Annotated in this window: 21 protein-coding genes and 2 pseudogenes; 14 read left to right on the top strand and 9 right to left on the bottom strand. The window is 71.1% G+C overall.

Translation table 11 applies throughout. The features are described 5' to 3' along the window. A pseudogene (locus tag U9J39_RS13905) lies at positions 1-152 on the top strand (bifunctional UDP-4-keto-pentose/UDP-xylose synthase); the annotation flags it as partial. Positions 153-164: 12 nt separating this feature from the next. Beyond that, on the top strand, positions 165-1,064 hold the full coding sequence (locus U9J39_RS13900; RefSeq protein ID WP_115713069.1) for a polysaccharide deacetylase family protein: 900 nt from the start codon (positions 165-167) through the stop codon (positions 1,062-1,064). 73 nt (positions 1,065-1,137) lie between these two features. Here U9J39_RS13900 and U9J39_RS13895 read toward each other — a convergent pair whose 3' ends face one another. The 4 genes from U9J39_RS13895 to U9J39_RS13880 all read right to left on the bottom strand — a co-directional run bounded on the left by U9J39_RS13895 (position 1,138) and on the right by U9J39_RS13880 (position 6,275). After that, positions 1,138-3,243, bottom strand: coding sequence for a heavy metal translocating P-type ATPase (locus U9J39_RS13895; RefSeq protein WP_240987841.1), 2,106 nt, complete (start codon positions 3,241-3,243; stop codon positions 1,138-1,140). Positions 3,244-3,589: 346 nt separating this feature from the next. Beyond that, positions 3,590-4,000, bottom strand: coding sequence for a VOC family protein (locus U9J39_RS13890; RefSeq protein WP_115683701.1), 411 nt, complete (start codon positions 3,998-4,000; stop codon positions 3,590-3,592). A 119-nt stretch (positions 4,001-4,119) separates the two neighbouring features. Next, positions 4,120-5,589: a heavy metal sensor histidine kinase gene (locus U9J39_RS13885; protein WP_326347311.1), complete on the bottom strand. Its 1,470-nt coding sequence runs from the start codon at positions 5,587-5,589 to the stop codon at positions 4,120-4,122. After that, positions 5,586-6,275, bottom strand: coding sequence for a heavy metal response regulator transcription factor (locus U9J39_RS13880; RefSeq protein ID WP_018008628.1), 690 nt, complete (start codon positions 6,273-6,275; stop codon positions 5,586-5,588). The genes U9J39_RS13885 and U9J39_RS13880 overlap by 4 nt, the downstream gene beginning before the upstream one ends. Before the next feature lie 209 nt (positions 6,276-6,484). Between U9J39_RS13880 and U9J39_RS13875 the strand changes: the two genes are divergently transcribed. Further along, positions 6,485-6,922: a hypothetical protein gene (locus U9J39_RS13875; RefSeq protein ID WP_115713066.1), complete on the top strand. Its 438-nt coding sequence runs from the start codon at positions 6,485-6,487 to the stop codon at positions 6,920-6,922. Positions 6,923-6,962: 40 nt separating this feature from the next. On the opposite strand, the gene U9J39_RS13870 is transcribed toward U9J39_RS13875, so the two are convergent. Then, positions 6,963-7,214: an H-NS family nucleoid-associated regulatory protein gene (locus U9J39_RS13870; protein ID WP_373429557.1), complete on the bottom strand. Its 252-nt coding sequence runs from the start codon at positions 7,212-7,214 to the stop codon at positions 6,963-6,965. A 305-nt stretch (positions 7,215-7,519) separates the two neighbouring features. Here U9J39_RS13870 and U9J39_RS13865 point away from each other — a divergent pair, with 305 nt between their 5' ends. Continuing rightward, positions 7,520-7,795, top strand: a complete 276-nt coding sequence (locus U9J39_RS13865; protein WP_115713064.1) for a hydroxyquinol 1,2-dioxygenase — start codon at positions 7,520-7,522, stop codon at positions 7,793-7,795. Positions 7,796-7,838: 43 nt separating this feature from the next. Here the strand turns inward: U9J39_RS13865 and U9J39_RS13860 are convergent, their stop codons facing one another. After that, positions 7,839-8,726, bottom strand: coding sequence for a 3-keto-5-aminohexanoate cleavage protein (locus U9J39_RS13860; protein WP_326347310.1), 888 nt, complete (start codon positions 8,724-8,726; stop codon positions 7,839-7,841). After that, positions 8,723-9,700, bottom strand: a complete 978-nt coding sequence (locus U9J39_RS13855; RefSeq protein WP_326347309.1) for a 3-hydroxyacyl-CoA dehydrogenase family protein — start codon at positions 9,698-9,700, stop codon at positions 8,723-8,725. Before U9J39_RS13855 ends, U9J39_RS13860 begins: the two co-directional genes overlap by 4 nt. A 133-nt stretch (positions 9,701-9,833) precedes the next feature. Here U9J39_RS13855 and U9J39_RS13850 point away from each other — a divergent pair, with 133 nt between their 5' ends. From U9J39_RS13850 to U9J39_RS13835, 4 genes and pseudogenes are all read left to right on the top strand, one after another. After that, positions 9,834-10,769: a LysR family transcriptional regulator gene (locus U9J39_RS13850; RefSeq protein WP_115682665.1), complete on the top strand. Its 936-nt coding sequence runs from the start codon at positions 9,834-9,836 to the stop codon at positions 10,767-10,769. Beyond that, positions 10,766-13,078, top strand: a complete 2,313-nt coding sequence (locus U9J39_RS13845) for a cation:proton antiporter (protein WP_115713061.1) — start codon at positions 10,766-10,768, stop codon at positions 13,076-13,078. The genes U9J39_RS13850 and U9J39_RS13845 overlap by 4 nt, the downstream gene beginning before the upstream one ends. A 270-nt stretch (positions 13,079-13,348) precedes the next feature. Then, positions 13,349-14,233: pseudogene (locus U9J39_RS13840) on the top strand (NAD(P)-dependent oxidoreductase); the annotation flags it as partial. A gap of 172 nt (positions 14,234-14,405) precedes the next feature. After that, positions 14,406-14,582, top strand: a complete 177-nt coding sequence (locus tag U9J39_RS13835) for a glycine zipper 2TM domain-containing protein (protein ID WP_092309867.1) — start codon at positions 14,406-14,408, stop codon at positions 14,580-14,582. 64 nt (positions 14,583-14,646) lie between these two features. On the opposite strand, the gene U9J39_RS13830 is transcribed toward U9J39_RS13835, so the two are convergent. Both U9J39_RS13830 and U9J39_RS13825 read right to left on the bottom strand, forming a co-directional pair. Then, complete coding sequence (locus U9J39_RS13830) at positions 14,647-15,465, bottom strand: glycosyltransferase family 2 protein (RefSeq protein ID WP_115713059.1); 819 nt, start codon at positions 15,463-15,465, stop codon at positions 14,647-14,649. A gap of 39 nt (positions 15,466-15,504) precedes the next feature. Next, positions 15,505-15,765: a phosphopantetheine-binding protein gene (locus tag U9J39_RS13825; RefSeq protein WP_062802929.1), complete on the bottom strand. Its 261-nt coding sequence runs from the start codon at positions 15,763-15,765 to the stop codon at positions 15,505-15,507. A gap of 265 nt (positions 15,766-16,030) precedes the next feature. On the opposite strand from U9J39_RS13825, the gene U9J39_RS13820 reads away from it, so the two are divergent. The 6 genes from U9J39_RS13820 to U9J39_RS13795 are packed head-to-tail and all read left to right on the top strand — an operon-like array spanning position 16,031 to position 23,416. Then, the gene (locus U9J39_RS13820) at positions 16,031-16,759 is read left to right on the top strand and encodes an acyl carrier protein (RefSeq protein ID WP_240991322.1); all 729 of its coding nucleotides are present in this window, start codon (positions 16,031-16,033) and stop codon (positions 16,757-16,759) included. Between the two features lie 49 nt (positions 16,760-16,808). Next, positions 16,809-18,539 carry an AMP-binding protein gene (locus tag U9J39_RS13815; RefSeq protein WP_326347308.1) on the top strand — a complete coding sequence of 577 codons (1,731 nt, stop codon included), beginning with the start codon at positions 16,809-16,811 and terminating at the stop codon, positions 18,537-18,539. After that, complete coding sequence (locus tag U9J39_RS13810) at positions 18,533-19,507, top strand: LpxL/LpxP family acyltransferase (RefSeq protein WP_115682670.1); 975 nt, start codon at positions 18,533-18,535, stop codon at positions 19,505-19,507. Before U9J39_RS13815 ends, U9J39_RS13810 begins: the two co-directional genes overlap by 7 nt. Before the next feature lie 17 nt (positions 19,508-19,524). Continuing rightward, positions 19,525-20,160 carry a LolA-related protein gene (locus tag U9J39_RS13805; protein WP_116314561.1) on the top strand — a complete coding sequence of 212 codons (636 nt, stop codon included), beginning with the start codon at positions 19,525-19,527 and terminating at the stop codon, positions 20,158-20,160. After that, positions 20,157-22,571, top strand: coding sequence for an MMPL family transporter (locus tag U9J39_RS13800; protein ID WP_326347307.1), 2,415 nt, complete (start codon positions 20,157-20,159; stop codon positions 22,569-22,571). Before U9J39_RS13805 ends, U9J39_RS13800 begins: the two co-directional genes overlap by 4 nt. Further along, positions 22,568-23,416 (top strand): polysaccharide deacetylase family protein, encoded by an 849-nt coding sequence (locus tag U9J39_RS13795; RefSeq protein WP_115713055.1) that lies wholly within the window; start codon positions 22,568-22,570, stop codon positions 23,414-23,416. Before U9J39_RS13800 ends, U9J39_RS13795 begins: the two co-directional genes overlap by 4 nt. Position 23,417 lies beyond the last annotated feature (1 nt).

Raw genomic sequence — 23,417 nt, 5'->3', positions numbered from 1 at the left:
ACGTGCAGCACCGCGTGCCGAAGATCGACAACACCATCGAGGAGCTGGGCTGGCGCCCCGAGATCGGCATGGAAGCGTCGCTGCGGCGCATCTTCGAGGCGTACCGGGGCAAGGTGGTCGAGGCCCGCACGCTGGTCGATTCCGGCAACTGAACGCGCACCCACATGGCACGGATCGCCCTGAAGGTCGACGTCGACACGCTGCGCGGCACGCGCCAAGGCGTGCCCCGGCTGCTGTCGCTGCTGGCGGCCGCGCAGGCGCAGGCCACCTTCCTGTTCAGCCTGGGCCCGGACCATACCGGCTGGGCGCTGCGGCGTGTGTTCCGGCCGGGTTTCCTGCGCAAGGTGTCGCGCACCTCGGTGGTGTCGAACTACGGCCTGCGCACGCTGATGTACGGCGTGCTGCTGCCCGGCCCGGATATCGGCCGCAAGGGCGCCGCCGAGATGCGCGCGGCGCGCGCCGCCGGGCATGAATGCGGCATCCACACCTGGGACCACGTCTACTGGCAGGACAACGTGCGCGAGCGCGATGCCGCCTGGACCCGCGACCAGATGCAGCGCGCCTTCGCGCGCTTTCGCGAAATCTTCGGCGAGCCCCCCGCCACGCACGGCGCCGCCGGCTGGCAGATGAACGAGGCCGCGTTCCGCCAGATCGATATCTGGGACATGGCCTACGCGTCCGACGGCCGCGGCACCGCGCCCTATATCCCCACCATCGGCGGCGTGCCATGCCGCCACGTGCAGATGCCGACCACGCTGCCGACGCTGGACGAGCTGATCGGCACCGACGGCCTGAGCGAGGACAACGTCCACACGGCCCTGCTGAAGCTGACCGAAGGCACGCGCGACCATGTGTTCACGCTGCATGCCGAGCTCGAAGGCGGCAAGCTCGCGCCCGTGTTCGAACGGCTGCTGGCAGGCTGGCTTGCACAGGGGCACGAGCTGGTGTCGATGGGCACGTGGTATCGCGGGCTGGATTGCGCGGCGCTGCCGCGCCTGCCGGTCACGTGGGGGGAGATACCGGGGCGCAGCGGGGAGTTGATCGTGCAGCCCGCTCCAGGCTGACGAACCGTCGCACCAAGCGATTGTGTACTCCCTCTCCCGCACGCGGGAGAGGCGAGCAAACCAGCGGTGATGCTCACCCCCCGCGCCGCGCCCCCACCCGCAGCCCGTTGAACACCACCAGCAGGCTCGCCCCCATGTCGGCGAACACCGCCATCCACATCGTCCCCATCCCCAGCACCGTCAGCACCAGGAACACGGCCTTGATGCCCAGCGCCAGCGCGATGTTCTGCCTGAGGATGGTGGCGGTGCGGCGCGACAGCCGGACGAAGGCGGGGATCTTGCGCAGGTCGTCGTCCATCAGCGCCACGTCGGCGGTCTCGATTGCGGTATCGGTGCCGGCGGCGCCCATGGCGAAGCCGACGTCGGCACGCGCCAGCGCCGGGGCGTCGTTGATGCCGTCGCCGACCATGCCGATGCGGCCGCCGCGGGCATGGGCCGCGTCGGCCAGCGCGGCGATGGCATCGGCCTTGTCCTGCGGCAGCTGATTGCCGCGGGCCTCGTCGATGCCGACCTGCGCCGCGATCGCCTGTGCCGTGTGCGGATTATCGCCGGACAGCATCAGCGTCTTGACCCCCAGCGCATGCAGCTCGGCAATCGCCTGGCGGCTGGTGTCGCGCACGGTATCGGCCACCGCGAACAGCGCCAGCGCGGTGGCCGCGCCGCGGCCGTCCACCCGCGCCAGCAGCACCACGGTCTTGCCCTCGCGCTCCAGCGCCTCCAGCCGCGCTTCCAGCGCCGGCGAGCACGCGCCCATCTCATGCACCAGCCGATGGTTGCCGAGCCGGTATTCCACGCCCTGCACGGTGCCGCGCGTGCCGCGCCCTGCCAGCGCCTCGAACGCCTCCACCGGCAGCGTGGCGATGCCGTCGGCCTGCGCCGCCGTGGCCACCGCGCGCGAGACCGGATGGTCGGAGCGCGCCGCCAGGCTGGCGGCAATGGCGCGCGCGTGCGGGACATCGTCGGCCAGCAGCGCATGGTCGGTCTGCGCCGGCTTGCCGTGCGTGATGGTGCCGGTCTTGTCCAGCGCCACCCAGGCCAACTCGCGGCCCTGCTCCAGGTAGACCCCGCCCTTGACCAGGATGCCGCGCCGCGCGGCCGCGGCCAACCCGCTGACGATGGTGACCGGGGTCGAGATCACCAGCGCGCACGGGCAGGCGATCACCAGCAGCACCAGCGCCTTGTAGATCCAGTCCACCCAGCCGCCGCCGGCCAGCAGCGGCGGCACCACCGCCACCGCCAGCGCGATCGCGAACACCGTAGGCGTGTAGATGCGCGCAAACTGGTCGACAAAGCGCTGCGTGGGCGCGCGGCTGCCCTGCGCGGCCTCCACCGCGTGGATGATGCGCGCCAGCGTCGAGTCGCTGGCGGGCGCGGTCACGGTGTATTCCAGTTCGCCGGACTGGTTGATCGAGCCCGCGTAGAGCGCATCGCCCTCGGCCTTGTCGACCGGCACGCTTTCGCCGGTGATGGGCGCCTGGTCCAGCGCCGACTGCCCGCGCACGACCTTGCCGTCGAGCGCCACGCGCTCGCCCGGGCGCAGCCGCACCAGCGTGCCGACCGCCACGCCGGCGGCCGGCACGGTGTCCCAGCTGCCGTCGGCGCGCCGCACCGTGGCCAGTTCCGGCGCCATCGCCATCAGGCCGCGGATGGCATTGCGGGCCCGGTCCAGCGACGCCGCCTCGATGCGCTCGGCCAGCGCGAACAGCACCATGACCATCGCCGCTTCCGGCCACTGGCGCAGCAGCAGCGCGCCGGTCACGGCAATGCTCATCAGCGCGTTGATGTTCAGGTTGCCGTTGCGCAGGGCGATCCAGCCCTTGCGGTAGGTAGTGAGCCCGCCCAGCGCCACCGCGGCCAGCGCCAGCACCGCCGGCAGCCACGGCAGCCCAAGGCCCAGCCATTCCGTCGCCTCGGCCCCCAGCGCGGCGACACCGGCCAGCGCCAGCGGCCACCACGGCTTGCGTGCGGTGGTTTCGGGCAGGACCTGCTGCGCGGCTTCGGCACTGAGCGGGACCGGCCGCATGCCCAGGCTTTCGATGGCGCGGGCCACCGGCTCAGTCGACGGCAGCGTGTGGTGCACCGTCAGCACGCGCTGGATCAGGTTGAATTCGAGCGCGGCGATGCCGGCCATGCCGCCCAGCTTGTTGCGGATCAGCGTTTCTTCGGTGGGGCAATCCATGGCGTCGATGCGCCAGGCAGCGGTGCTGGCGCCGGCCGGTACCTCGACCCGAGGCGGCGGCGTCAGCGCGACGGTGGACGCACACCCGCCGCCGCAACACGCGGCAGGTGCCGGCTCCGGGGCGTGAGCGTGAGCGTGGCCGTGGTGATCGTGATCATGCGCATGGCAGCCGCCATGCTGCCCATCGTGCTTGACGGCGTGATCGTGTGGAAGAGCGTCTTCAGGTGACGTGCGAGCCATGTCTTGTTGTTCGCGCTGGTTTGACCTGATGACATTGAAGACCCTGTAGTGGCTACAGAGTCAAGCGGCATGGCCGCCGTGATGCCGGCCATGCCGCGGCGGGCCGCTAGTGCTCGCAGTTGACCATCCACGACATGCCGAAGCGGTCCACCAGCATGCCGAAGCCTTCGGCCCAGAAGGTCTTCTGGTATGGCACCACCACCTGCCCGCCTTCGCTCAGCCCTTCGAAGATGCGCTGGCCTTCGTCGCGGCTGACTCCGCCCACCGACAGGCTGAAGCCGCTGAACGCCGGGCGCTCGCCGGGACGGCCGTCGGAGGCCATCACCTGGTTCTCGCCGATCTGCAGGTTGGCGTGCATCACCTTGTCTTTCCAGTCCTCGGGCACCGCCATGCCCTGGTCCTGCGGCGCTTCCTTGTAGCGCATCGCAAACGTGACCTGCGCCCCCAGCACCTTGCCGTAAAAGGCCACTGCCTCGTCGAAGCGGCCGCCGAAATCCAGATAGGGTTGCACCTGCATGTAGCTCTCCTGGTTGTCCATCGGTTTGCATGACATGAGACCGGCGGGCACTGCGGGTCGCAGCGCGGCCGGCACGCGCGCCATTATGCGCGCGCGCCGGGCCAGTGCAAGTGCGGGGTTCAGGATACGGCGGCGGGGGTGGCAGCCGCCGGCATCGGCATCGGGTCGGCCGGGAACTGCAGCGTGAACACGGTCAGTCCGTCGACGCTGCGCACCGTCACGCTGCCGCCATGCAGCCGCATGATGGTGTCGACGATGGCCAGCCCCAGCCCCGTCGAAGCCGCCGAGTTGCGGCGCGACGGATCGGCGCGATAGAAGCGGCCGAAGATATGCGGCAACGTCTCCGGCGGGATCGCCGGGCCCGGGTTGCTGACGCGGATACTGGTGCCCGTACCGCTGCCGGCGCCCGTGCCCGCGGCCGCGGGCGCGCGTGCCACGTCGACCCGCACCGTGCTGCCCGCCGGCGCGTGGCGCAGCGCGTTGTCGAGCAGGTTGGTCACCGCGCGCCGCAGCAGCGTCTGGTCGGCCTCCACCGGCGCGGAGCCGGAGACCGTCAGCACCACCTCGCGGTCCGCCGCCACGGCTTCGAAGTACTCGGCCATCTTGTCGAGTTCTTCGCGCGCGTCCAGCGTGCGCACGTCCAGCGCCACCTGCGCATGGTCGGCGCGCGCCAGGAACAGCATGTTCTCGATCATGCGGGCCAGGCGCTCGTATTCCTCCAGGTTGGACTCGAGCAGCGCCTCGTATTCGGCGGTCTTGCGGCTTTGCGCCAGCGTGACCTGGGTCTGGCCGATCAGGTTGCTGATCGGCGTGCGGAAGTCGTGCGCCAGGTCGGCCGAGAACTCGGACAGCCGTGAAAAGCTGTCCTGCAGCCGCGCCAGCATGTCGTTGAGCGCGGCCGCCAGCTCGCGCAGCTCCGCCGGCGCGCTGCCGACGTCGAGCCGCGTGGCCAGGCGGCTGGTGGTCACCGCGGCGGCGTCGGCGGCCATGCGCCGCAGCGGCCGCAGCGCGCGCCGCGCCAGCGCAAAGCCCAGCCCGGCGGCCACCGCGGCGCCGCACAGCGTGGCCCACAGCAACTGGTGGCGATATTCGCGGATCAGCGCGACGCGATAGCCGGCATCGCGCAGCACCACGATCTCCACGGCCTTGTCAGAGTCGCCCAGCTGGCCCAGCGCGGCAATGCCGCGCGAGGGCACGCCGTTCTTCGGGCGCCAGGTCTGCAGCATGCCCTTCTCGGGCTGCGTGGTGGCCGGCAGCACGCGCAGCGGCGGCACGGTCTCGTTGCGCGGGTTCAGCGTCACCAGCGGCTCGCCCTGGCGCGTGCGCACCACCAGGATCAGGCCCTCGTGGCCCATCGCGATATCGGCAAAGCGGTGGGTATCGGCGCGGATCTCGGCTTCGCTGCGCACCTCGCGCAGCAGGTGGCGCACCAGCAGCACCTCGCCCACCAGTTCGCTTTCATCGCGTCCTTCGAGCTGGGCCGAAAGCGCGCTCGACAGGTAGGCCGCCACGCTGGCCAGGATCGCCGCAGTGGCGAGCCCGTAGGCCAGCGCCAGCCGCGTGGTAAGCGAAGACGGCAGCCGCATCATGCGTCCTGCACCCGCTCGTCGCCGTCGTCCAGCACATAGCCCATGCCGCGGCGCGTATGGATCAGCTTGCGCGGGAACGGGTCGTCGACCTTGGCGCGCAGGCGCCGGATCGACACGTCGACCACATTGGTGTTGCTGTCGAAATTGACATCCCACACCTGCGAGGCGATCAGCGAGCGCGACAGCACCTCGCCGCGCCGGCGCGCCAGCAGGTACAACAGCGCGAACTCCTTCGAGGTCAGGTCGATCTTCTGGCCGGCGCGCACCACGCGGCGGCGGATGGCGTCGATCTGCAGGTCGGCCACTTCGATGAACTCGCTCTCGCGCAGCGGGCCGCGACGCAGGATGGTGCGGATGCGCAGCACCAGTTCGGCAAAGGCAAAGGGCTTGACCATGTAGTCGTCGGCGCCGAGCTCGAGGCCCTTGAGGCGGTCCGACAGCTCGTCGCGCGCGGTCAGGAACAGCACCGGCGTGTCGCGCTCGCGGCGCAGTTCGCGCAGCACCTCCCAACCGTCCAGGCCGGGCAGCATCACGTCCAGCACGATCAGGTCATAGGGATGCTCGCGCGCGTGGGCCAGGCCGTCCGCGCCATCGCGCGCCAGGTCCACCACGAAGCCGGATTCGGTCAGCCCCTTGTGCAGGTAGTCGCCTGCCTTGGGTTCGTCCTCGACAATCAGGATACGCATGATTCAATCACTTTCGGGCGGCCCAGTGCCGCCATGGCGTAACGCTAGCCGAGGATGGCGGCAAATGGGTAAAGATTGCAGAAATGTCATCGCCATGCCAACGCATTGCCACGGCCTGGCCGCGCAAATCCCCGGTAGAATGCGCGCTCACCTTCCCTGCGCGCGACTGTCCCGCGCGCATCGTCTCCCATTCTGCCGGTTTCCCTGCGATGAAACGCCTGCCTGATTCCTTGTTGCTGTCCCTGGCCCTGCTTGCGCCCGCTGCGGGCATCGCGGCGGACGCCCGGATGTGCGGCGCAGTGCAGGCGGCTGGCCTGTCGCTGCCGGACCGGCACGTCGCGGCCAAGCTGGCGGCGGAAGCGTCGCTGGATGGCGCTGGCGACGCAGGCTGCGGCGGCAGCGCGGTGCGCGTGATGGCCGAGCCGGCCGGCGCCGGCGCGCCGTTGCAGCTGGGCGAGACGGATGGTCCGCAGGACCCTGCCGCGGGCAACGCCCCGCAGTCGGCCGCGGCTGGCGACGTGCTGCGCGAGCTGCCGCCCGAGGTCTTCGTGCACCGCTCTCATGCGGCGCCCATGGCAACGCCGGCGGCATTCACCGGCATCCTGCCGATGCTGCCGGTGCTGCGGCTGCTGCCCCCGCACTGCTGAGCGCGACGCTGCGCAAATTTAAAGTGGATTTAACCGCGGCTTAATCGACGCGGAAGAATTCGATCGACTGCCCGGCGTTGACCGCCCGCTGCAACCAGTCAGGATATTCACCCTGCCCGTCCCAGCTCTGGCCCAGGGCATTGCGGTACAGCGGGCGCGCGCCCGCGGGCTTCGGCGCCGCGGCGGGGGCCGCCGACGGCGCGGACTCTTCGGCGCCCGCCGATGCCGCTGCAACGTTGTCGAAACACCCGGCCTCGACCAGGTCGTCGAGGGTCAGGGCATGACGGTCCATTTGCTCGCGGATCCACGCCACCGCAGCGAGTTTGGCTGAATCAGACTCGGACATGACTCTTGTGAGAGGCCCGCTGCATTTCCGCGGGCAATGAAAAACCGGCGATGGAACCACAGGCCGGTCGGACAGCCATGATTCTACAGCCTTTGCCCGGCGGCAGCTTCTCCGGCGTGCTGGCGGTGCCGACTAATGCCCGCGGGATGACGGCATTGTCATGTGGCAGTCATGCTAGTGTGGGTGGCCGCCACCTAGACTAGCCACACCGCCGCCCATCCCGGGTCGGCAACCTTACGGAGAAGCGATCCATGCATGCACTCAGGCAAGTCTTTGTCGCCACCGCCCTTATTGCCGGCGTTGCCGGCGCCGCGCAAGCCGCGCCACGCAGCGTCGATCCGTTCAGCGATGGCGCGCACAGCGTTACCAGCACGCGCAGCCCGTTCACCGACGGAGCCCACACCGCCACCGGCACCCGCAGCAGCTTTACCGACGGCGAACACACCGCGACCGGCGCGCGCAACCCGTTCGCCGACGGTGCCCACAACCCCAACGGCCCGCGCGACAGCTTCAGCGACGGCGCCTGATGGCCCCTGACGGCTCATTAAAGCGCCGCGCGGCGCGCCTTCGTCAGCGCACCTCGCCGTAGATACGGCGCGCATCGGCCGCATCCGCGATCGGCCGGCCCAGCGTCAGCCCGCCCTGCACCGCCTGCGCCACCAGCGCATGGTTGCCGGGCGCACGGCTGCCGTCGCGCAACAGCAGATTGTTCTCGAAGCCCACCCGCACATGGCCGCCGAACGCGGCGGCCGCGGTCACGCAGGCATTCTCCTCGCGACCGAAGGCGCAGATCGCCCACGGCAGCGCATCGCCGCCCTCGGCCGCGGCCTGCAGGAACGGCAGCAGGTCGTGCGGCGACGACACCTGTCCCGCCGCATAGCGTCCCAGTACATACAGCACCGACCACGCGCCCGGCGGCACCATGCCGCGCGCGCGCATTTGCTGCCAGCGGCGCACGTCGGCTGCGTCATACAGGATCACCTGCGTCATCACGCGTTCGCGTGCCAGCCAGGCGAAGAACGCCGCCAGCTCGCTGTCCGCGACCTCCGGCACCGCGACTTCGCGCAGGCCGACCGAGACCGCCTCGGGGCGCAGCGCGCGCACCATCGCCATCTGCTCGGCTGCCTGGTACACGCCGGCGGCCTCGCTGGTCACCTGCACCAGCAGCGCGTCGCCGACGGCCTGCCTGACCGCCGCCAGCGCGTCGCGGTAGGTCTGCACATCGAGCGAATGGCGGCCGTCGGCATCGCGCACATGCATATGCATCATGGCGGCGCCGGCATCGAGGCAGGCGCGCGCCTCCGCCGCCAGCGCCGCGGCGGTCAGCGGCACCGCGGGATGGTCGCTGGCGCGCTTGTAGGCGCCGTTGGGCGCCACGGTGACGATCAGCGGCGATTCGGCCAGTGCCGCGCGCTGCGGGACAGGCCGGGTGCCGGCTTGGGATGGGGTATCGGTCATGGCTGGATCTCGGGCAGTTCGGGGGCGATCAGCGCCAGGCCGGCGCGCAGCAGTTGGTCATAGCGCGCGCGCTCGGCGGCGATGGTTTCAGGGGTCCACGCGTAGAAGCCTTCGCCGCGCTTCATGCCGTGGCGGCCGTCGGCGGCGCGCTCGGACAGGCAGCGCGCGGGACGGTCGTCGTTGCAGAAGGTCGGGTACATGGTGGCGCCGGCCGCCGCATGGACGTCGATGCCGGCGTGGTCGCGCTGCAGCACCGGTCCCGCCGCCAGGAAGCGGAAACCGAAGCCGAAGCGCACCGCCGCGTCGACGTCCTCGGGCGAGGCAATGCCGCGGTCGATCAGGCTGAAGGCCTCGCGCGACAGCGCATGCTGCAGCCGGTTGGCAAGGAAGCCAGGCAGGTCCTTGCGTACCTTCACCGGCACCATGCCGCAGCGGCGCATGAACGCGGCGAGCGCGTCGGCATGGCGCTCGTCGCTGGCCTCTCCCAGCACCACCTCGACCAGCGGCACCAGGTGCGCCGGCATGAAGAAGTGCAGGCCAAGCATGCGTTCGCGCGTGTCCAGGCCGGCGCCGATCGCGCTGATCGGGTAGCTGGAGCTGTTGCTGGCCAGCAGCGTGTGCGGGCGCGCACGCGCGACCAGCTCCGCAAAGAGCGCCTGCTTCAGCGCCAGGTCCTCGGGAATGCATTCGATCACCAGGTCGACAGATGGCCAGTCGACGGCGTCGAGCGTCGCGGCCACCGCAAGGCGCTCCGCGCCCGCTTCACGGCCGATCGCGGCGAGGTTGGCGCGCACGCGCGCGGGCAGCGCGCCGGCACGCCCGGCATCCGGCTCGACAATGGTGGTGCGGCACAGCGCGCGGGTCAGCACCACGGCGACATCGGCGCCCATGGTGCCGCCGCCCACCACCACGGCATGGGTGGCGCCCGGCCGGCTGAGGGTGGATGGCGTTGCGGCGGGGGTGGCGTTGGGCATGGTTTCTCCTGGCATCCCGCCAGTGTAGAGAACCCGCTTTGATTGAAGAAGTCGATTCTCTGGATAAAATGATCACCAAATCAGATCAATCGACTTGAGGGTCCGGCCACGATGCCGCCGGACCGCCGCTGCCATGAACATCAACCTGTCGATGCGCGACATCGAGACCACGCTGGTGCTGGGCCGCACCCTGAACTTCCGCCAGGCCGCGAGCCAGCTGCACCTGTCGCAATCCGCCCTGTCGACGCAGATCCTGCGCATCGAGGAAGCGCTGGGCGTGCGCCTGTTCGACCGCACCACCCGCACCGTGCGCCTGACCGCGGCGGGCCAGGTCTTCATGCAGCAGGCCGCGCTGCTGCAGGCGGCGTTCCGCGGCGCCATCGACGCCGTGACCGGCATCGCCAGCGCCGAGCGCGGCCAGGTGGCCGTGGCCGCGCTGCCCTCGCTGGCGGCGCGGGTGCTGCCGCGGGTGCTGATGGCCTACCACCAGGCTCGCCCCGAGGTTGCGCTGAAGGTGTTCGACACCCTGTCCGGGCCGGCCTTCGACCTGGTCCGCGCCGGCGAGGTGGATTTCGCGCTGACCGCCGCCAACCCGCAGCAGGCGGACCTGCAGTACGAGCCGCTGCTGTCGGACCGCTTCGTGCTGCTGATCCCGTCGGCGCACCCGCTGGCGCGCAGCCCCGGACCGCTGCGCTGGGCCGACACCGCCGCCGCGCCGCATGTGTCGATGACCCATCCCAGCAGCGTGCGCCAGTACGCGGAATGGGCCTTCCTGCAGAACCGCATCCGCTTCCAGCCGGTGTTCGAGGCCGAACGCCTGGCCACCATCGCGGCCATGGTCGAATGCGGCTTCGGCGTGGCCGCGCTGCCCGAGATCGCCGCCGGCACGGTGCGCCAGCCCGGCATTGTCGAGCGGCTGCTGACCGCGCCGGTGACCGAGCGTTCGATCGGCCTGGTCACGGCGCGCAACCGCAGCCTGTCGCCGGCGGCGGCCGAGCTGGCGGCGGCCGTGCGCGCGCGGCTGGCCAGCCCGCCGCTGCAGGATGCGGCGCCGGAGGCCGGCGCATGAGCATCATCGTCGATATCCTGATCCTGGCCGGCGTGCTGCTGGCCATCGTCGCCGTGGTGCAGGTGGCCGCGGCGCGGCTGGTGCTGCCCGAATCCACGCTGCTGTCTGCCATCGGCATCGCCATCGGCGCGGGCTATGTGGCGATCGACGCCGCCCACCCCGACTTTGCCCGCCACTTCCTGCATCCGCTGATCGACCCGGCCTTGCCGCCCGAGGCCTACCTGTGGATCTTCCTGCCGCCGCTGCTGTTCCACGCCGCGCTGACCGCCGACGTGCGCGGCATGCTGCCCGACGCGGCGCCGATCCTGCTGCTGGCAGTGGTTGCGGTGGTGGTGGCCACCGGTGTCATCGGCGTGGTCACCGCGGCGGCCAGCGGCATGCCGCTGGCGGTGTGCCTGCTGCTGGGCGCGGTGGTGGCCACCACCGACCCGGCCGCGGTGATCGCGATCTTCCGCGACGTGGGCGCGCCGGCGCGCCTGATCCGGCTGGTGGAGGGCGAAAGCCTGCTCAACGATGCCGCCGCCATCGCCATCGTCGGCGTGCTGGTGGCGATGCTGACCGGGCACGGCGCGCAGGCGACGCTGGCGGCGGGGCTGCGCGAGCTGGCCTGGGCCTTTGTCGGTGGGGTGCTGTGCGGCGCGCTGGCCGGGCGGCTGGTGTCCGACCTGCTGCCGCGGCTGGCCGGCCTGGCCATGGCGGAAAGCGCGCTGACCCTGGCGCTGCCCTACCCGCTCTACCTGCTGGCCGAGCAACTGCTGGGCGTGTCGGGCGTGGTCGCGGTGGTGTGCGCCGGCCTGATGGTCAGCGCCCTCGGCCCCACGCGCCTGGCGCCGCCCAACTGGCGCCACCTGCGCATGATGTGGGAGCAGTTCGCCGGGATCGCCGGCGCCGTGGTGTTCCTGCTGGCCGCGGTGCGCGTGCCGTCGATGCTGGCAGGCGTGACCGGGCATCATGGCTGGTTGCTGCTGGCGCTGGTGCTAGCGGCGCTGGCGGCGCGCCTGCTGACGCTGTTCGGGCTGCTGCCGCTGCTGTCCGGGCTGCGGCTGAGCGCGCCCATCGATGGCGCCTTCAAGCTGGCCATCGCCTGGGGCGGGCTGCGCGGCGCGGTGACCCTGGTGCTGGCGCTGGGCATCGCCGAGAACAGCGACCTGCCCTACGAAACGCGGCATTTCGTCGCCATCCTGGCGACCGGCTTCGTGCTGGTCAGCCTGCTGCTCAACGGCACCACGCTGCGCGCGCTGATCCACCGGCTTGGCCTGGACCAGCTTTCGCCGCAGGAGCGCGCGCTGCAGTTGCAGGCAATCCGCCTCTCCACCGAGGAGGTCGAGGCGATGCTGGCGCGCGTGGCCGACTCGTTCGACCTGCCGCCCGCGATCGCGCGCGAGGCGGCGCAGAAATACCGGCACGGCATCGAGCTGGGCTCGGCGGAATTCGACTTCGACACCGCCCTGTCCGAGCGCGACCGCCTCAGCATCGGCCTGGTCACGCTGGCCACGCGCGAGCGCGAGCTGATTCCGGAATACGGCGACGGCGTGATCTCGGTGGCCAACCTCGACGCGATGATGCGCAACACCGCGCAGATGATCGACGCGGCGCGCGAGCAGGGCCGCATCGGCTACAACCGCGCAGCGCGGCATATCCTGGACTATCACCTGGGCTTCAAGGTGGCGCTGTTCCTGCATCGCCGGCTCGGCATCGATCGCCCGCTGGCGCGCGCGCTGGCCGACCGCTTTGAACTGCTGATCTGCCGCCAGACCGTGCTGGACCGGCTGCGCCGCTACAACCGCTCGATGCTGACGCCGGTGTTCGGCGCGCGCATGGCGACCGTGCTCGACGGAGTGCTGGAAGACCGCTCGCGCGCCGCCGCCGAAGGCCTGGCTGACATGCGCGGCAAGTTCGGCGCCTATACCGTGGCGCTGGAGCGGCGCCTGCTGATGCTGTTCGCGCTGCGCAAGGGCCGGCTGTCGCTGGAAGCGATGCGCGAGGAGGCGGTGATTTCCAAGGAAGCGTTCAACCAGATCGCCCAGGTGATCCAGCAGGCGTGGAACGCCAGCCTGGTGCGCCCGCCGCTGGGCGACGTCACGGAAGCTGCGACCGGGCCCGGCGTGGCGCCGGGCCCGCAGCCGCAAGGCGGCGTAACCAGAGGGGCTTCAGGAAGGGTCTTTGGTGCGGGTACGCGAGACGGCCGCCATGATGCCGATGCCGAGCACGATCAGGCAGGCAATGCCGATATAGACCGGCGCCAGCCCGGCCGTCGACAGGCCCCAGGCAATGCCGCCCACCAGGACCAGCAGGCCGATGATATATAGCGCGAATGACATGAGTCGGCTCCTTCGGGGGTGCAACCTGTGTTCAATGTAGGCAGCGTGCGCGGCGCCAGGGATAGGACAAGGGCGGATGCTGGCGTAGGCGGGTTCTGACCCGCTTGTGACTTGTCAGGGTCCTCGCCGCCGCCCACGGGCTGTCATGGCCCGGTGCCGGCAGTTCTGTATCTGTCCGGGGCGCCACCCGGCCCGTATACTCGCGGGACCGGCGCCGCCGCGCCGCACCGATTCCAGACATCAAACAAGCAACGGAGCAGCAGCATGCGTGTCGCATTCCTCGGACTGGGCGTGATGGGTTTCCATATGGCCGGCCACCTCGCCGCCAAGGGCCACGAGGTCACGGTCTATAACCGCACCGCCGCCAGGGCCCAGGCCTGGGTCGAGCGCTTCGGCGGCAAAGCCGCCGCCACCCCGGCGCAGGCGGTGCGCGATGCGCAGGTGGTCTGCTCCTGCGTTGGCAACGACGACGACCTGCGCGCGGTGCTGACCGGGCGCGACGGCGCCTTCTTCGGCGCGCCCAGCGGCTGCATCTTCGTCGACCACACCACCGCCAGCGCCAACGTCGCGCGCGAGCTGTACGCGGCGGCCGGCGAGCGCGGCCTGCACTTTGTCGATGGCCCGGTCTCGGGCGGCGAAGTGGGCGCGGAAAAAGGCATCCTGACCATCATGTGCGGCGGCGACGCCGACGCCTTTGCGCAGGCCGAGCCGGTCATTGCAGCCTACGCGCGCGCCGTGACCCGCATCGGCGCGTCCGGCGCCGGGCAGCTGGCCAAGATGGTCAACCAGATCAGCATCGCCGGCCTGATCCAGGGCCTGTCCGAGGCCATTGCCTTCGGCGAGCGCGCGGGCCTGGACATGCGCCTGGTGCTGGACGTCATCAGCAAGGGCGCGGCCGGTTCCTGGCAGCTCGAGAACCGCGGCCCCACCATGATCGACAACCGGTTCGACTTTGGCTTCGCCGTGGACTGGATGCGCAAGGACCTTGGCCTGTGCCTGGACGAATCCCGCCGCAACGGCGCGGCCCTGCCGGTCACGGCGCTGGTGGACCAGTTCTACGCCGACCTGCAGCAGATGGGCTGTGGCCGCGCCGACACCTCGTCGCTGATCAAGCGGCTGCGCCAGCACAGCGACCAGGGCTGAGGCCACGGACGCTCCACCCCTGCCGTCGTCCGATTCCTACAGGGCAATCGGCGCTTCACGGAAGGGCCGCGCCGCGTCACACGCCTAAAGTGGTCGCATGAGGGCCCCGGCCGCTGCGATGTCTTCCCCGAGACGTGGTGCGGCGGGCCCGGCCACGAGGCAGGAGACCATCATGTGGAAACTCGCAGGCGCGCTTCTGGTAGGCGCAAGCATGGCGCTGGCCGGCTGTACGGCGGCGGGCGCGGTCGCCGGAGGTGTCGCCGGCCATGAGCTGACCGACGGCAGCGCCGCCGGCACCATCGGCGGCGCCGTGGTGGGCGGTGTGATCGGCCACGAGCTCAGCGACTGACGGGTCGATCCGTCCCACCGGGCACCAGGCCGCCGCGCGCGGCCTGGCCTGTTTTGGCCGTGGGTTACGCCGCGTGGCCGGACGGCCGGCGCAGGTGCCGCCACAGCAGCATCGGCAGCCGCACCACGAAGCCGGCCAGCAGCCGCAGGTGCATGCCGGTCAGCAGCAGGTTGTCGCGCAGGTAGCGGAAGTGGGAGACGCCGCCCTCGCGCCGATCGAAGTAGCGCACCGGGGCGTCGAGGTTGATAGGACGCACGCCGCGCCAGCACAAGCGCACCGCCACCTCCGGATCGAAATCGAAGCGCCGCATCCAGCGGCTGCCATGCATCACCGCACGCAGCGGCGCGATCGGGTAGACGCGAAAGCCGAACAGCGAATCGCCGATACCGGCCCACAGCGTCTCCACATCCACCCAGAAATTGGACATGCGCCGCCAGTAGACCCGCTCGCGCGGGGCGCTGGCGTCGAAGCGCGGGCGGCCCAGCACCATCGCGCCGGGGTCGCGCTGCGACGCCGCCATGAATGCGGGGATCAGGTGGGCCGGATGCTGGCCGTCGGAGTCCATGACCAGCACATGCGTGTAGCCTGCCGCCGCAGCCTGTTCGATGCCGTGCAGCACCGCGGCGCCCTTGCCCTGGTTGCTTGGCAGCACCAGCACCTGCAGCCCGGGGTCGGCGGCGGCCTGCGCCTGCAGCCATTGCGTGCTGCCGTCGGTGCTGCCGTCGACCACCACCCAGACCGGGGTCCAGGCCGCGCGCGCGCCGCGCAGCACCTCCTGCAGGCGCGCGCCGGGGTTATAGCTGGGGATCAGCACCAGGTGGGTCGCCGAAGGCGGGGCACCGCCTTCCACCAGCGCCGGCGCGGGCGTGGCTTGCTGCGGCATGTCGTGGTCCTGTACGGGCTGGAGGAAACAGTGGCTGGGCTAGCGCGTGCGGTGTTGCGCCAGGTAGGCGGCCAGGCTGCCCAGTGAGGTGAAGATGGTCTTGTTGTCGGGATTGTCCGAGCGCAGTTCGACGCCGTACTTGCGCGACACCAGCAGGGCGATCTCGAGAATATCGATCGAATCCAGCCCGAAGCCTTCGCCATAGAGCGGAGTGGCGGCGGTGATGTCCTCCAGCCGCAGTTCGGCGATGTCGAGTTCGTCGAGGATCAGGCGGGCAAGTTCGGTTTCGAGTTCGGTCATGTTGCTAGATGGCTGGAACGCCGCTGCGCCGCCCGTGCCGGGCAAGTCGGTCCCGGTGCGGGCGTCGGGCACCCGAATGCTATCAAACGGGCCATTCCCGGGCCAGTCGAGAGAAGTTTAGTAACAACATCAACAACCTATTGGGGAATCATGATCGCGTCCGGAGGGTCTTTTGGGGTATAAAGCGTTCGCTTCGCGTGCCACTTGGCGCCTTTCCGGCGCACCGCAAGCCAAGCGCCTTACGCAACACACCAAGCTCTCACAAATGCCTTCGAGCCAGCCGTTCGACCGCCGTTCCCCGCCCGCCGCCATGCCTGCGCCGGACGCTGCCGCCCCGTGGTGGCGGCGCCATGCCTGGATCGGCGCGGTGGCAGCCTTCGTGGTCTACGAGTCGGCCCTGCATCGCGCGGCGCACCAGCCGGGCGCCGAGGTGGCCGCGCTGTGGCTCGGCGCGGCGCCGTTCCTGCTGATCGGCTTCGTCGCCTGCCGCCGGCTGGCCGGACGCGTGCCCGCCCTGCTGGCGCTGCTCGCCGCGTGCGCGGCGCTGTGGCTGTGGCGCGCACCGCTGTCCGGCCATTTCGGCTGGACCTACTATTTGCAGCATGCGGGCGCCAATGCCGCGCTGGGGGCAATGTTCGCGCTCAGCCTGCGCCGCGGCCGCACCCCGCTCTGCACCCAGATCGCCAGCGCCATCCACGGCCCGCTGTCCGCCGCGCATGCGCGCTACACGGTGCGCGTGACCCAGGCCTGGACGCTGTTCTTCGCGGCAATGGTGGGGGTGTCGACGCTGCTGTTCGTGCTTGCGCCGGTGGCGGCCTGGTCCAGCTTCGCCAACCTGGCCACGCCGCTGCTGATCGCGCTGATGTTCGCGGGCGAGGCCCTGTACCGCCGCATCGCCTTTCCGGGCATGCGTCACCGGGGGCTGCTCGACGCGGTGCACGGCTACCGCGCGCTGATGACGGCCCGTGCGGCCCGGCCCGGGTTGCCGCGCTGACGCGCCGCCATCCGGCCCCGGCCCCGCGTAACAGGCACAGGCTCCGTCCATGACCTCATTCCCCATCGTTGCCCACGCTGCGCCCGACGACACCATCGCCTGGGTGCACGGACGGCCCGTCACCGTGCGGCAGTTCCTCGCCGATACGGCCCGCCTGGCAGCGGCCTTGCCTGCCGGTACCCTTGGCGGCCACGTCTTCAACGCCTGCACCGACCGCTACCGCTTTACCGTCGGCCTGTGCGCGGCGCTGCTGGCGGGCAAGCCCACGCTGCTGCCGCCCTCGCACACGCCCGAGACGGTGCGCCAGCTGCTGGCCTTCGCGCCCGACGCCTTCTGCCTGCATGACCAGCCCGACGCGGCCTTCGACATGCCGGCGCTGCACTACCACGATGGCCTGGCCGCCACCGCCGCCGACGGTCCCGTCGAGATCCCGCAGATTCCGGCGGCGCAGGTGATGGCCTACGTATTCACGTCCGGTTCGACCGGCACGCCGGTGCCGCACCGCAAGACCTGGGGCGCCATGGTCGGCAGCGCGCGCGCCGCGGCGCAGCGGCTCGGCCTGCTCGACGGGCGCGCGTGGACGCTGGCGGGCACGGTGCCGCCGCAGCATATGTTCGGCCTTGAAGCCACCGTGATGCTGGCACTGCAGGGCCGCGCGGCGCTGGTAGCCGCGCCGGCGTTCTATCCGGCCGACGTCAGCGCGGCACTGGCCGCGGTGCCGGCGCCGCGCGTGCTGGTCAGCTCCCCCGTGCATCTGCGCACGCTGGTGCAGTCCGGGGTCGCCATGCCCGCGGCCGACCTGGTGCTGTGCGCCACCGCGCCGCTGGGACGCCAGCTCGCCGCCGAGACCGAGGCGCTGTTCGGCGCGCCGCTGTGCGAGATCTACGGCAGCACCGAGACCGGACAACTTGCCACCCGCCGCACCGCCCAGGAAGACACGTGGACCCTGGTGCCCGGCGTGCGGCTGCAAGCCCGCCCCAACGCCGCCGCTGACGATACCGAAACCTGGGCCGAGGGCGGCCATATCGAGCAGCCGGTGGCGCTGGGCGACGCCATCGCGCCGCTCGACACGCAGCGCTTCCTGCTACATGGGCGCAAGGCCGACCTGCTCAATATCGCCGGCAAGCGGACTTCGCTGGGCTACCTGAATCACCAGCTCACCGCCATTGACGGCGTGCGCGACGGCGCGTTCTTCATGCCCGACGACGCGCATGAAGGCGACGCGCACGGGCACGTGGTGCGGCTGGTGGCCGTGGTGGTGGCGCCGGGCGTGGCGCCGGCCCGGCTGCAGCAGGCGCTGCGCGAACGGATCGACCCGGCCTTCATGCCGCGCCCGCTGTACTTTGCCGAGCGCCTGCCGCGCAATGCCGCGGGCAAGCTGCCGCGCGAGGCGCTGGCCGCGCTGGTGGCAACCCTGTCCGGCGCGCATGACCGCGCTGCCGCGTTGCCGCCAGGCTTTGTCATCGACGCCGGCCATCCTGCCATGGCCGGCCATTTCCCGGGCCATCCGATCGTGCCCGGCGTGGTGCTGCTGGACCATGCCGTGCTGGCGCTCGGCACCGCGCTGGGCCGCCCGCTTGCAGTCGCGCAGGCGAGCCTGCTGAAGTTCCTGAGCCCGGTGCGCCCAGGCGAGCGCGTGGAGGTGCTGCACCAGTCCGAGGCGGCAGCCGATGGCGCCGAGACCATCCGCTTCACGCTGCGCAGCGCCGGGCGCGATGTCGCCAGCGGCACGCTGCAGGTGCGCACCAACTCGCCGCAAGCCGGAGCCTTGCCATGCTGAGCTGGCTGTGGCGGCGACAGGCGCCGCTGGACACGGAATGGTCCAGCCGCAAAGAGCGCGGCAGCATCACGCTGCTGCGCGTCATGACGTGGATCTCGCTGGCACTGGGCCGGCCCGCCGGACGCGTGGTGCTGCGGGCCATTGCCGCCTACTTCATGCTGTTCGCGCCGGCGGCACGCCATGCCTCGCGCGCGTACCTGGACCGCGTGCTCGGACGCCAGGCCGGCTGGAGCGACGGCTACCGCCATGTGTTCACCTTCGCCTCGACCATCCACGACCGCATCTACCTGCTAAACGGGCGCTTCGACCTGTTCGACATTCGCCTGCATGGCGAGCACCTGCTGGAAGCGGCGATGGCGCGCGGCCGCGGCGCCATCCTGCTGGGCGCGCACCTGGGCAGCTTCGAGGTGGTGCGCGCGCTGGGACGGCGCCACCCCAACATGGAGGTCGCGATCACCATGTACGAAGAGAACGCGCACAAGCTCAACGACGTGCTGCAGTCGATCAATCCGGCCATGCGCCAGGACGTGATCGCGCTGGGCCGCTTCGACACCATGCTGCGCGTGCGCGACTACCTGGACCGCGGCTATATGATCGGCATGCTGGCCGACCGCACGCTGTCGCAGCGCGCCACCGACCCGGTGCAGCAATGCAGTTTCCTCGGCGCGCCGACAGGTTTCCCAACCGGCCCGCTGCGCATGGCGGCCATGCTGCGCCGGCCGGTGTTCTTCATCACCGGCCTGTACCGCGGCGGCAACCGCTACGACGTCCATTTCGTGCCGCTGGCGGACTTCACCGAGACCGCGCGCGGCCAGCGCGAAACGGCGGTGCAGGCGGCGCTGGCGGACTACGTGCGGCTGCTGGAGCGGTTCAGCCGCAGCGCCCCGTACAACTGGTTCAACTTCTATGACTTCTGGCACGCCGGCCCGCCGCTGTCCGAACAGCCGCCGCCGGGGAACGAGCCCTAACCCGTGAGCCGCCATTGATGTTCTTATCCGCGCGCCCTGTCCGCTATTCGTTGTCGACCCTGCTGGCAAGCGCACTGCTTGCGCTGGCGCCGCTGCCGGCCACGGCAGCACCCGCCTCATCCGCGGCGCCGGCCGCCACCGCCGCGTTCGGCGTCGACCAGCTGATGTCCACGCTGGCGCAGCGCAAGTCGGGGCGCGTGTTGTTTACCGAGACCAAGTACCTGGCGCTGCTCGACAAGCCGGTGCAGTCGTCGGGCGAACTGCGCTTCACCGCGCCCGACCACCTGGAAAAGCGCACGCTCTCCCCCAAGGCGGAAAACCTGCTGCTGGACGGCGACATGCTGACGGTCGAGCGCGACGGCAAGCGCTACACCATGCCGCTGCAGAACTACCCCGAGATCGCCGCGTTTATCGAGAGCATCCGCGCCACGCTGGCCGGCAACCGCGATGCGCTGGAGCGCTACTACAAGCTCGGCGTCGAGGGCCGGGCCAGCCGCTGGACGCTGACGCTGACGCCGGCTGACTCGCGCCTGGCCGCGGCCGTCAGCCAGGTGCGTATCGAAGGCAGGCAGGATGTGCTGGACCAGGTCGAGATCCGGCAGGCCGACGGTGACCGCTCGGTGATGAAGATCCGGCCGGCCGCGAGCCGATGAGCGCGGCACCGCGCCGCCTGGCGCTGGCGCTGTGGGTGCTGGCACTGCTGGCCTGCGCCGCAGTCGTCAGCCGCACCAGCTTCACCGCCGACCTGTCCGCCTTTTTGCCGCGGCTGCCCAGCGCCGAACAGCAGTTGCTGGTGAACCAGCTGCGCGACGGGCTGGTATCGCGCCTGATCCTGGTCGGCATCGAAGGCGGCGATGCCGATGGCCGCGCCAGGGTCTCGCGCGCGATGGCGGCGCAACTGCGTAGCGACCCGCGCTTCGCCTCGGTGCAGAACGGCGAGCCGGTCAACCAGGCGGCGGACCGCGAATACGTGTTCGCGCACCGTTACCTGCTCAGCCCGGAGGTCACGCCGGAGCGGTTCAGCGAACACGGCCTGGCCCAGGCAGTGAACGATTCGTTCGCGCTGCTGGCCTCCTCGGCCGGGCTCTTCACCAAGTCGTTGCTGCCGCGCGATCCCACCGGCGAGGTCGCGGCGATGCTGGCCCAGCTCGATGCCGGCCAGCGCGTGCCGATGCATGCGGGCGCGTGGGCCTCGCGCGACGGCAAGCGCGCGCTGCTGCTGGCGCAGACCACCGGCGCGGGCTCGGATACCGATGCGCAGGCAGAGGCGATGGCGGCCGTGCAGCAAGCCTTTGCCAGCGCCGCCGCGAACGGCCCCTACCAGCTGGTGATGACGGGCCCGGGCGTGTTCTCGGTCAAGGCGCGCGACACCATCCGGCACGACGTCGAGCGGCTCTCGACCATCGGGCTGGCCATTATCGTCACGCTGCTGCTGGCGGTGTACCGCTCGGTGCCGCTGCTGGTGCTGGGGCTGGTGCCCGTGTTCAGCGGCGCGCTGGCAGGCATTGCCGCGGTCAGCCTGGGTTTCGGCGGCGCGGTGCATGGCCTGACGCTGGGCTTCGGCACCACGCTGATCGGCGAGGCGGTCGACTATTCGATCTACCTGTTCGTGCAGTCCGCGCAGTACACAAGCAATGGCCGGCGCGACGAACGCGCCTGGCTGGGCGGCTTCTGGCCGACGGTGCGGCTGGGGGTGCTGACCTCGGTCTGCGGCTTTGCGTCGCTGCTGCTGTCGGGATTCCCGGGACTGGCGCAGCTGGGCCTGTATTCGATCGCGGGGCTCGTCACCGCCGCGCTGGTCACGCGCTTCGTGCTGCCGCAGCTGGTGCCGGCCACGCTGCAGCTGCGCGACGTCGCACCGCTCGGCCGCAAGCTGCAATGGCTGACGCAGCGCGCGCCCCGGTTGCGCTGGCTGGTGCTGCTGCTTGTAGTGGGCGCCTGCGTGGTGCTGGTCCAGCATCGCGGCACGCTGTGGGGCCGGGAACTGCAGGCGCTGAGCCCGGTATCGGCCAGCGACCAGGCGCTGGATACCTCGCTGCGCGAAAACCTGGGCGCACCGGACGTGCGCTACCTGGTGGTGGTGTCGGGGCCGGACCAGGAATCCGTGCTGCAGGGCGCGGAACGCGTCGCGCATGAACTGGAACCGCTGGTGGCGCAGAACTTCATCGGCGGCTACGAGAGCCCCGCGCGCTACCTGCCCAGCGCGGCGACCCAGCGCGAGCGCCAGGCCAGCCTGCCGCCTCCCGATGTGCTGGCGCAGCGGCTGCATGCCGCCATCGCCGGCCAGCCGGTGCGCGCATCGGTGTTCGGGCCCTTTCTGGCGCAGGCCGAAGCGGCCCGCACCGGTCCCCTGCTGCAACGCGAGAGCCTGCGCGGCACCTCGATGGCACTGGCGGTCGACGCCCTGCTGGTGCAACGCAACGGCCGCTGGAGCGCGACGCTGCCCCTGCGCGCGCCGGTGCATGCCGCAGGCTATGCCAGCGCCGCCGACGGCGTAGACAGCGCGGCGGTGCGCGCCGCGATCCAGCGGGCGGGCGTGCCCGATACGCTGTTCGTCGATCTCAAGGGCGAATCGGACCGGCTCTATGCCGGCTACCTGCGCGAGGCCCTGCTGCTGTCGCTGGCCGGACTGCTGGCGATCATCGCCCTGCTGGCGCTGGCGCTGCGCTCGCCGCGGCGGGTGCTGGCGACGGTACTGCCGCTGGCCGCCGCCGCGGTGGTGGTGCTGGGCGGACTGGCGGCGCTGGGCCAGCCGCTGACGCTGCTGCACCTGGTGGGCCTGCTGCTGCTGGCCGCGGTCGGCTCCAACTACGCACTATTCTTTAATGGCCCGGCGGCAGACGGCCAGGAGGCTGGTGCTTCGCCGCACACGCTGGTGTCGCTGCTGCTGGCCAACCTGACCACGGTCGCCGCGTTCGGCCTGCTGTCGCTGTCGAGCCTGCCGCTGCTGCAGGCATTCGGCCTGACGGTCGGCCCCGGCGCCGTGCTGGCGCTGTGGTTTTCGGCCATCCTCGCGCCCGCGGCCTCGCCCGCGGCAGCGGCGAAGGCCGGGAGTGCAACATGAAGCCGCTATCCGCACCGGGCGTTGCCCTGCCCGGGCGTCCTCCCAGCCGCCCATGGCGGCCGACCCCGCTGCTCTATGGCGCCGCCGCGGTGCATGTGGGCGCCGTCGGCGCGATGCTCGCTTATCCGCAAGGCCTGGGCTGGGGCCTGGCCGGCATCGGCGCATCCCATGTGGCGATGTGCGCGGCCGGCCTGTGGCCGCGCAGCACCTGGCTCGGCCCCAACCTGCTGCGCCTGCCGCCATCGGCGGAAGGCTGCGTGGCGCTGACCTTCGACGATGGCCCCAACCCGGACCTGACGCCGCGGGTGCTCGACCTGCTCGACCAGCACGGCGCCAGCGCGACGTTTTTCTGCATCGGCGAGCGCGCCGCGGCGCATCCCGAACTGGTGCGCGAGATCGTGCGCCGTGGCCACGCCGTGGAAAACCACAGCATGTACCACCGGCTGCACTTCTCCACCTTCGGGCCCGGCCGCATGCAGCGCGACATTGCCGCCGCGCAGCTGCTGCTGACCGAGATCACCGGCCAGGCGCCACGCTTCTTCCGCGCCCCGGCGGGGCTGCGCAATCCTTTCCTTGAGCCGGTGCTGTGCCGGCTGGGGCTGCAACTGGCGGCCTGGACCCGGCGCGGCTTCGATACCCTCAGCGGCAACCACGCCGCGCGCGTGGCGCGGCGCCTCGCCGGCAGCCTGGCCGCGCGCGACATCCTGCTGCTGCACGACGGCAACCCCGGCCTGGACCCTGCCGGCCAGCCCCACTGCACCACCGTGCTGCCAGGCCTGCTGGACGCGATCGAACGGGCCGGGTTGCGCTGCGTGACGCTGCGCGCCGCCGTGCCGCCGGGCTGAG

This window comes from Cupriavidus sp. SS-3, from assembly GCF_035818815.1.
GTDB classification, from domain to species: domain Bacteria; phylum Pseudomonadota; class Gammaproteobacteria; order Burkholderiales; family Burkholderiaceae; genus Cupriavidus; species Cupriavidus taiwanensis_C.
Note: the sequence above shows the minus strand (reverse complement) of the source record. Positions and strands in the feature narration are given on the sequence as shown.